9 protein-coding genes are annotated in these 8,475 nt (G+C 69.6%); 6 read left to right on the top strand and 3 right to left on the bottom strand.

The window, feature by feature from the left end:
• Positions 1–41: 41 nt before the first annotated feature.
• Entirely contained in the window at positions 42–1,358 is a 1,317-nt protein-coding gene (locus AQJ54_RS30110) for an ABC transporter substrate-binding protein (RefSeq protein WP_062242402.1), read from the bottom strand.
• A gap of 468 nt (positions 1,359–1,826) precedes the next feature.
• Here AQJ54_RS30110 and AQJ54_RS30105 point away from each other — a divergent pair, with 468 nt between their 5' ends.
• Both AQJ54_RS30105 and AQJ54_RS30100 read left to right on the top strand, forming a co-directional pair.
• Positions 1,827–2,891, top strand: a complete 1,065-nt coding sequence (locus AQJ54_RS30105; RefSeq protein ID WP_062242401.1) for a LacI family DNA-binding transcriptional regulator — start codon at positions 1,827–1,829, stop codon at positions 2,889–2,891.
• 114 nt (positions 2,892–3,005) lie between these two features.
• Entirely contained in the window at positions 3,006–3,914 is a 909-nt protein-coding gene (locus tag AQJ54_RS30100) for a squalene/phytoene synthase family protein (RefSeq protein WP_063806466.1), read from the top strand.
• A gap of 24 nt (positions 3,915–3,938) precedes the next feature.
• On the opposite strand, the gene AQJ54_RS30095 is transcribed toward AQJ54_RS30100, so the two are convergent.
• Entirely contained in the window at positions 3,939–4,349 is a 411-nt protein-coding gene (locus AQJ54_RS30095) for a hypothetical protein (RefSeq protein ID WP_062242397.1), read from the bottom strand.
• Positions 4,350–4,544: 195 nt separating this feature from the next.
• Positions 4,545–4,811 carry a GlsB/YeaQ/YmgE family stress response membrane protein gene (locus tag AQJ54_RS30090; RefSeq protein WP_062031718.1) on the bottom strand — a complete coding sequence of 89 codons (267 nt, stop codon included), beginning with the start codon at positions 4,809–4,811 and terminating at the stop codon, positions 4,545–4,547.
• A gap of 268 nt (positions 4,812–5,079) precedes the next feature.
• Between AQJ54_RS30090 and AQJ54_RS30085 the strand changes: the two genes are divergently transcribed.
• The 4 genes from AQJ54_RS30085 (at position 5,080) to tatA (ending at position 8,426) form a co-directional block, all read left to right on the top strand.
• A complete protein-coding gene (locus AQJ54_RS30085; protein ID WP_062242395.1) occupies positions 5,080–5,433 on the top strand; it encodes an ArsR/SmtB family transcription factor in 354 nt (117 codons plus the stop codon).
• A 45-nt stretch (positions 5,434–5,478) separates the two neighbouring features.
• On the top strand, positions 5,479–6,150 hold the full coding sequence (locus AQJ54_RS30080; protein ID WP_062242393.1) for a hypothetical protein: 672 nt from the start codon (positions 5,479–5,481) through the stop codon (positions 6,148–6,150).
• A 212-nt stretch (positions 6,151–6,362) separates the two neighbouring features.
• The gene (locus AQJ54_RS30075) at positions 6,363–8,069 is read left to right on the top strand and encodes an LCP family protein (protein ID WP_248845454.1); all 1,707 of its coding nucleotides are present in this window, start codon (positions 6,363–6,365) and stop codon (positions 8,067–8,069) included.
• A 72-nt stretch (positions 8,070–8,141) separates the two neighbouring features.
• Positions 8,142–8,426, top strand: a complete 285-nt coding sequence (gene tatA, locus AQJ54_RS30070) for a Sec-independent protein translocase subunit TatA (RefSeq protein ID WP_062031723.1) — start codon at positions 8,142–8,144, stop codon at positions 8,424–8,426.
• The last annotated feature ends 49 nt before the right edge of the window (positions 8,427–8,475 follow it).

Here is an 8,475-nt window from a genome sequence, read left to right as displayed (position 1 = left end):
TTCGGGGTTGTGTCGGTAGTCATTCAGCAGCTCAGCTCAGCTCAGGAGGACGCGAAGATCGTCTTCTTCTGGCGTTCGATCGAGGACAGCAGACTGTCGACGCCCTTGGGGTTCTGGAGGAACTTCTGCAGCGAGGGCTGCATCACCGTCGAGGTGAAGTCCGGACGCGAGTCACGGTCCATGAACTGCGTCAGGCTCTTCGCCCCCGCGATCATCTCGAACGCCTTCTTCTGCAACGGCGAGTACGCCGCCGTAGACGCCTTGTTCGAGGCCGCCACCACGCTCGGGTCACCCTTGAGGTAGAGCTCCTCCGCCGCCGGCGTGCCCAGGTACTCCAGCAGCTTGGTCACCCCCGCCTTGTTCTTGGGCGACTTGCTCACCATGAACCCGTCGGTGGGCGCCTCCACGGTGTCCTGCCCGTACGCCGAGTTGATCTCCGGGAACGGGAAGAAGTCCAGGTCGTCCAGATCGGCCTTGTTGCTGAACTGCTGGCCCACGAACGTGCCCAGCAGGTACATGCCCGCCTTCTTGGACACCAGCGTCTGGGCGGCGTCCTGCCAGGTGCGGCCCATGAAACCGTCCTGGTGGTACGGCAGGATCTCCGCCCAGTGGTCGAAGACGCCCTTGACCTTTGCGTCCGTCCACGACGCCTTGCCCGCCATCAGCTCGACGTGGAAGTCGTAGCCGTTGAGGCGGAAGTTGATCTGGTCGAACGTGCCCATCGCCGGCCAGGCGTCCTTGTCGCCGAACGCGATCGGGACCAGGCCGTCCTTCTTCATCTGCTTGCACAGGGCGACCAGCTGGTCCCACGTGGTGGGCACCTGGTAACCGTGCTGGGCGAAGACGGACTTGCGGTAGAACACCGCCCACGGGTACGTCGTCATGGGCACGAAGTAGTACTTGCCGTCGGCGCCCTTGGACAGCTTCTTCATCGCGTCCGGGAAGTTCCCGCCGATCTTCTCCCACACGTCGTCGATCGGGGAGGCCAGGCCCTTCTGCGCGAAGAACTGCATCCGGTAGCCCGCGAACCACTTGAACACGTCGTCCGGCGTGCCCTGCAGATACGAGTTGATCTGCTCCTGGAACGTGTTGTGGTCCTTCGTGTTCACCTTCACCGTCAGACCGGACTGCTTCTGGAAGGCCGCGTACACGTCCGCGTACGCCTTCTTCGGCACCGCGTCCGAGTCGTTGGAGCCCACACTCACGGACTTCGGGTCCGACGAGCTGCCACTGCTGCCACACGCGCTCAGCAACGGCACACCCGCACCCGCGAGCAGTACAGCACCACCCGCACCCCGCAGCAGACTGCGGCGGCTGGGCGACGGAAGAGAGGGACCCGAGGGGGAGATGTCACGCATTGCGGCTCCTGACAGGGCGGTCGTACCCGGGCTTCGGTACGGCGACCCGATGTGACGGTGGCGAGGAGGACTTCACCAACTGATCAGAATCAAACGTGATCGCACAGAGGCGATCGCGATGCCACGAAGATTGGGCGTTGAACGGGGTCAATGTCAAGACCGTGTGTCCGAATATCTACTGAGACGGGATGCGGCGAGAGCGGCCCCTGCACGGTTTCGCGGCCGGTTCCGGCGTCGGCTGCAAGGGATCGGGTCGTCCCGGCGCCTGGTGTCTGAACAGGCCTGATGCCCTTCTATCCGGACTCCGGGAAAGCGGTTTCCGGGATTCTTCGGACATGGAGCCCAGCTGGAGGGGGCCGGTCCGAACCCTTGACGCGTGCGTTTCGGCGACGTAAACATGACCGCGCGGTCTGACCGCGCGGTCACCCCGTCTGACCTGCGCCGCGGGACATATCCACAGGAGAGTTCATGACACCGGAAGCAGGGCGCGACCGGAACGCGCCCGTGCCACGCAGTGCGGATGTCGCACGGCTGGCCGGGGTGTCCCGCAAGACGGTCTCCAGGGTGCTCAACGACGAGCCGTACGTCTCCGACGAGGCGCGACGCCGTGTCCTCGCGGCCGCGGATGAACTCGGCTACCGCCTGAACCACGCGGCCCGGGCCTTGGCCTCCGGGCGCACCCGCTCCCTCGGCGTCGTCGCCCTGGGCACCGCGGGCTATGGAACCGCTTCCCTTCTGGTGCACATCGAGCACGCCGTGCGGGACTCGGGGTACGCGCTCCGCGTGATCAACACGCCCGACGGTGCCCCGGAGGGCATCGCCGACGCGCTGGGGTCACTGCTCGAGCAGGGCGTGGACGGGGTCATCGTCTCCGAGCCCTTCGTGAAGGGACAGGTACCGCTCCGCGTCGACGTCCCCGTCCTCTTCCTCGGCGCACCGCCTTCCTTCACCGGCTCCCGGACGCTGACGGCGAGCCTGGGCACCCGGGAGCTGGCGCGGGCCGCCACCGAGCACCTGCTGGAGCTGGGGCACGAGACCGTCCACCATCTCGCCGGTCCCCGGAAGTGGTACGTCACCAAGGACCGGATCGAGGGTTGGCGGGACGCGCTGGCCGCCCGGGGGGCGCACGAGCCGCCGCTGCTCAACGGCGACTGGTCGGCGGAGTCCGGATACGCGGCCGGGCGTGCGCTGGCCTCGGACGCGTCGGTGACCGCGGTGTTCGCCGCGGGCGACGAGATGGCCATCGGTCTCGTCCATGCGCTGCGGGAGGCGGGCCGGCGGGTGCCCGAGGACATCAGTGTCGTCGGATTCGACGGTCAGCCCGTGTTCGCCTACGTCTCCCCGCCGCTGACCACCGTGCGTCAGCCCTTCGAGGCGGCCGCACGGGAAGGCGTCAGGGTGCTCGTGCACGCCGTCGAGCACCCCGACGCCGAGCCGGCGTCCGCCGGCGAGCCCCCGGTCGAACTCGTCGTCCGCGGCTCCAGCGCACCCCCACCGCCCGGCCGCCGCCGGTCTCCGCTCCGTACGACCTGATCGCCCTTCTCCGTGCTCACGGCCCCCGCCTTCGTGACCGGACCGTCAGACGGCCGGCCCGGCCAGGACTAAGGTCACCCGCAGAAGCCGTGGACGAGCAAAGGGTGGGAGCACGTGCCGAGTTGGGACCGCAGACTGACGGCCGCCGGGGTGGGGGACCCCGCTCTGCGCGCGGACTACTCGACCGCCGCCCGGGTCTTCGCCCGCCGCATCCTCGCCCACTACGCGGCCGTACGCCTGCTGGTGGCCCCGGCGCTGCACCCGCACGTCGTCGCCTCCTACGCCTTCCTCGCCCGCACCGACGACCTCGCCGACCAGGGGCCGTTGGAGCAACGCCTGCCGCGCTGGCACGCCTGGGCCGAGCAGGTCACCGACGGCCTGGGCTCCGGTCACGCCGACGACCCGGTGCTGCGGGCCTTCCTGCACACCGTCGCCGAACGGCGGCTGCCCCACCACTGGGTGCACACCTATCTCAAGGCCACCACCGAGGAACTGCACTTCGCGGGCCACCCCACCGAGGCCGACTTCCAGCGGTACGTCGACCATCTCGCCCTGCCCGCGCTGATGCTGATCGAGGATCTCCAGCACGAGGGAGGCGGCGACGAGGTCTTCCGGTCCCGCTGCCGGTCCTTCGCCGAGGGTCTCCAGCGCCTGGACTTCCTGACCGACCTCACCGACGACCTGAAGGAAGGGCGCCTCTACCTCCCGCAGGAGGACCTGGACCGCCTGGGCGTCACCCGCGCCGACCTCGAACAGGGGCAGGACACCCCGGCCGTACGGGAGTTGGTGGCCCTGACCTGTCGCAGGACCAGGAAGTCCCTGACCGACTCGCGGGCCCTGGCGGAGGTCACGGTGCCGGGGTTCCGGCCGTTGCAGCGTGCCCTGCTCGACCTCGCCGAGCACCAGCTCTCCCGTGTCGAGAGCGCCGGCGCCGCCGTCACCCGGCGAGGCGTGGGATACGGCGTCCGCGGGCCGCTCGCCGTCCTGTTCCGTGAGTGGCGTCAGGTGAGGCGCGGCGCCTAGACCCGTACTTCGCCGGTCACCGTTTCAGGTCTTCTGCCCGGGGCGGCCCAGCTGAGGGGCTGCGTCGCGGAAGAGGGTCAGGAGGGCGTGCGCCTGTGGGGCATCCGCGTCGAAGAACTGCGTGGCCAGTTCGGGTGGCACGGCGGTTCCCTGCATGCGGACTTCATGGCAGCTGAAGCAGAACGCCGCCTCGAACAACGCAAGGTCGAGAGTGTCCGCGTACGCTCGGACGCTCCAGCCCGGCGAGAAGCCACAGCGGTGCTGCTCGCTGCCGGGCAAGCTCTCGATCAAGGCCATGACGTCGGCTGCCTCGCTCCCGATCCAGTGGGCGCTCGCCACGCCTGGATACGGGGCGCCTCGCTTCGTCGGGCGTTCGGAGATCCTTATGACCTCCAGCAACACGGTGGTGGCCACGGCTTCGGCGGGGAGCTGCATGTGCGTAGTCTGCCCGCGCCCGGCACCGGGGCGGTGCACTTGCCCCCGTGACCGGCTCTCGCACACAGCCTGGCGTTCGACGAGGCGGAAGACGGGCAGGGTCGGGCAGATGACCTGGATGAGGGCGGCGACGCGCCGGTTGTGCTGGACGAAGACGGGTGCGACCCCCCGTTGGCAGTGCCGCCAACGGTCCGGTCAGTCGCGTGAGTTGCCGAACAGCAGGCGGTAGCCGATCAGCAGGACCAGGGAGCCGGCGATCGCCGAGCCCCAGGTGTAGAGGTCGAAGAAGTGGTTCTCCACCGGGCGGTCCAGGAAGCGGGCGGACAGCCAGCCGCCGACGAAGGCGCCCGCGATGCCGATGAGAGTGGTGCCGATGAGGCCGCCCGGGTCGCGGCCGGGCAGCAGGATCTTGGCGATGGCTCCGGCGAGCAGGCCCAGGATGATCCAGCCGATGATGCCCACGTTGTAGTCCTCCGGTCGGGTCGGGGCCGGACGGACTCCGACCGGCCCCGATGCTTCAAGTTGCCTGTTTGCGCAAGCCTATGGACTGATGTGCGGCTGCGACGGGGTCGGCCGGGGACTGGTGGCAAGTCGTCGACGTACTTTCACGGACTTATTACATTGCGCAAGTGATGAACCGACAGTGCGCCCGCCGGGCCCCCGCCCCCGGCCCTTACACTGAGACAGCACACGTGCGTTCACCGTGACCGGGGCGGGGCAGGAGAGGACTGTGGCGACACTCGCAGGTGGCTTCGAGGATCCGTCCGCCGAGGTACTGACCGAGGCGGCCGAGGTGTTCGGGCTGCTCGCCTCCTCCGCCCGACTGCACATCATGTGGGCGCTGGCCCAGGGCGAGAGCGATGTCACCCACCTCGCCGACCGGGTGGGCGGCGCGCTGCCCGCGGTCAGCCAGCACCTGGCGAAACTGAAACTCGCCGGTCTGGTCCGCTCCCGCCGCGAGGGCCGCAGGCAGGTCTACTACGTCGACGACCCCGACATCGTGACCGTGGTCCGCGTGATGGTCGGCCAGCTGACCGCCCGCACCGTCCCGGCCGCCCACAGCATCGCCCCACGCCGCTCTTAGTCCCCCTCCGGTACGAAGGACGCCGGACGGAGGAGGGGGAGAGGCATGTCCGAGGTCCGGGTGTCCTGGCGCCGGCGCCTGCTGCCCGCGGTCGTCCTCGCGCTGGCCCTGTACGTCGTCGTGCGCGCCGCCGGCGCCTCGCAGAGCGACTCGGCGCCTCCCCAGAAGGAGGCCACCCCCACGCCGACCGCGTCGGCCTCACCTTCCGCGGCGGCGACGAGCACGTCGTCGTACGACCCCGCCCAGTACGCCTCCTCCGTGCGCGCCCGTGCCCACCAGGCCGGAGTGAGTGCGCGGCTGGTGATGGCGATCCTCTGCAACGAGGCGTACAAGCCGCACGATCCCGCCCTGGAGCGGGCCTGGCAGAAGTACAAGCCCGACGCGGCCTTCGGTGTCGCGAACATGCATCGCGCCACCTTCGACGAGGTCAAGAAGGGCCGGGACTTCGCGGACCGGAGCTGGGAGGACCTGCCCGACGACCGAGACCTCGCCATCGAGGCCGAGGCCTGGTACCTGCACGACCTGGCGGCCCAGCTGCCCGCCGACCGGTCCACGCGCTACACCGAGGACGAGTTGCTGGCCCTCGGCTACAACACGGGCGCCGGCAACATGCTGGCCTTCGCCCGCGGCGCGACGCCGGGCAGTCAGGCCCGGGCGTACCTGGACAAGCTGCACGCGAACTGGGCCCGGGCGGGGACGGCCTTGGGCGAGGGCTGAGATGTGCACGGGGTTGCCGCGTTCCTCCATGAGATGCCTCACCTGTGAAATCTCGCGGGCTCCGTGCTGGCCGGGCCACGGATTTGTTAGATTGCGCAACTACGCAACCTAGGCCGAGTTCGCGCCCGGCCTGCCCGTACACCGTCGCCCACGCCCGGCCGCCCACCCCTCGGCCCGGCCCGACGGGCCCGACCGTTTCGTGGGAGTGGTAGATGAGCGACCGGTGGGACGTCCCGGGCGGTCAGGCCACGCGCAGCCGCACCGACCAGGTGCCCGGGCAGCGCGCGGGTGGATCCGGCGGAGCACACCGGCCCGGAGGCCGGGCCGCGGCCCGGGCGGCGACCCGCTCGCAGGGCGGCAAGAGGTCGCGCCGCCGCGCGCGCCCGGTGCATCGCATTCGGCGCATACTGCTGATCATCGGACTGTGCCTGACGATCCTGGTGCTGGGCACGGCCGGTGCGGGCTGGTGGTTCTACCAGCACCTCAACGGCAACATCAACAGCGTCGCGCTCGACGGCAAGGGCGGCTCGGAGAAGGCCGACGCCTTCGGCCGCACCCCGATCAACATCCTCGTCATGGGCTCCGACGGCCGCACCAGCAAGGCGGACTGCAAGCTCGGCGGCGGCTGCTCCCGGACCGGTGTGCAGACCGGCAACGGCAACGCGGACGTGCAGATGGTGGTGCACATATCCGCGGACCGCTCCAACGCCACCATCATGAGCATCCCGCGCGACACCATGGTCAACGTCCCGGCCTGCAAGGACAGCGAGAGTGGCGAGTCCACGCCCGGCTACTACGGCCAGATCAACAGCGCCCTCCAGTACGGCCCCGCCTGCCAGGTGGCCACCATCCACCAGCTCACCGGCATCCCCATCGACCACTTCGTCAAGCTCGACTTCTCCGGTGTGGTGAAGATGTCCGACGCGGTCGGCGGAGTCTCCGTGTGCGTCAGCGACAACGTGTACGACACCTACTCGCACCTGAAGCTGTCCAAGGGCACCCACACCCTCAAGGGCCAGGCGGCCCTGGAGTTCGTCCGCTCCCGGCACGGATTCGGGGACGGCAGCGATCTCGGTCGTACCGTCTCGCAGCACATCTTCCTCAGCGCGATGATCCGGAAGTTCAAGAGCGCGGGCACCCTCACCGATCCCACCGCGGTCTACGACCTCGCCGACGCCGCCACCAAGGCGCTGACCGTCGACGACGGCCTCGGCAGCGTCAAGAAGCTGATCTCGCTCGCGGACGACGTGAACAAGGTCCCCACCAAGCGGATGACCTTCACGACGATGCAGACCGCCCCCGACCCGACCAACAGCAACCGTGTGGTGGTGGGATCGGGCGCCAAGGACCTGTTCTCCAGCATCGTCGACGACCAGTCCCTGACCACCGGTTCCGGGAAGAAGTCGGCGGCGGCCGGCGCGAAGCCCTCGGCCTCGGCGGTGCCGGCCTCCCAGGTCGCCGTGACCGTGGAGAACGGCACCACGATCACCGGCCGGGCCTCCGAGGTCGCGAGCGCGCTCACCCAGCAGGGCTTCAGCTCGGCCACGACCACGGCCAACGCGCCCAGCCCCGCGACGACCACCACGCTCACCTACGGCAGCGGTCAGAAGGGGGCGGCGCAGACGGCCGCCAAGGCGCTCGGGCTGTCCGCCTCCCATCTCGAACAGGGCTCGGGCACCGGCCTGACCCTGGTGATCGGCGCGGACTGGACGAGCGGCAGCACCTATCCGGGCGGCGCGTCCTCGCACGCGCCCGCCGACACCAAGGCCGCGGTCTCCAACGCCCACGCCCAGACCGCCGACCAGGCCAAGACCTGCGCCAAGGTCAGCCCCTACAAGACGGTGGAGCTCAACGGGGTCCCGATGACACCGGCGCAGGCCTACGCGGCGGCGACCGGCAAAAAGGACTCCGACGCGTGACACCGGATCGGGGCCGGGGGTTGTACAGTTGCGCAAGCTGGCAACAATGAGCGTTGAGAAGGGACGTACGCAATGCTCCGCAACGGACTGGAACCCTGGCACCTGTTGGTCGTCGTGATCCTCTTCCTTCTGCTGTTCGGGTCCAAGAAGCTGCCGGACGCCGCACGCGGGCTGGGCAAGTCGATGCGCATCCTCAAGAGCGAGGCCAAGGCGATGAAGGAGGACGGCGCCACGCAGTCCACCGCCGCCCCGGCCGAGGGTGCGGCCCCTGCCGAGTCCACGCAGCACGTCATCCAGTCCGCGCCCGGTGAGACCGCAACGGCCCACCGCACGGCGGAGGGCACCCCGGCTCACTGACGCCGGGAGGTCCGACGTCCCGGCCCAGGGGGCGGCGCAGGCTGTCGGT

This window comes from Streptomyces griseorubiginosus (assembly GCF_001514195.1).
In the GTDB taxonomy this organism is placed as follows: domain Bacteria; phylum Actinomycetota; class Actinomycetes; order Streptomycetales; family Streptomycetaceae; genus Streptomyces; species Streptomyces griseorubiginosus.
The sequence above is the reverse complement of the archived record's forward strand: the minus strand, read 5'-3'. Positions and strand labels throughout refer to the sequence as shown.

Excerpts from the sequence above, each read along its gene's own strand:
- AQJ54_RS30105 (WP_062242401.1), top strand. The coding sequence starts at position 1,827 with ATGACACCGGAAGCAGGGCGCGACCGGAACGCGCCCGTGCCACGCAGT.
- AQJ54_RS30095 (WP_062242397.1), bottom strand. The coding sequence starts at position 4,349 with ATGCAGCTCCCCGCCGAAGCCGTGGCCACCACCGTGTTGCTGGAGGTC.
- AQJ54_RS30075 (WP_248845454.1), top strand. The coding sequence starts at position 6,363 with ATGAGCGACCGGTGGGACGTCCCGGGCGGTCAGGCCACGCGCAGCCGC.
- AQJ54_RS30110 (WP_062242402.1), bottom strand. The coding sequence starts at position 1,358 with ATGCGTGACATCTCCCCCTCGGGTCCCTCTCTTCCGTCGCCCAGCCGC.
- AQJ54_RS30080 (WP_062242393.1), top strand. The coding sequence starts at position 5,479 with ATGTCCGAGGTCCGGGTGTCCTGGCGCCGGCGCCTGCTGCCCGCGGTC.
- tatA (WP_062031723.1), top strand. The coding sequence starts at position 8,142 with ATGCTCCGCAACGGACTGGAACCCTGGCACCTGTTGGTCGTCGTGATC.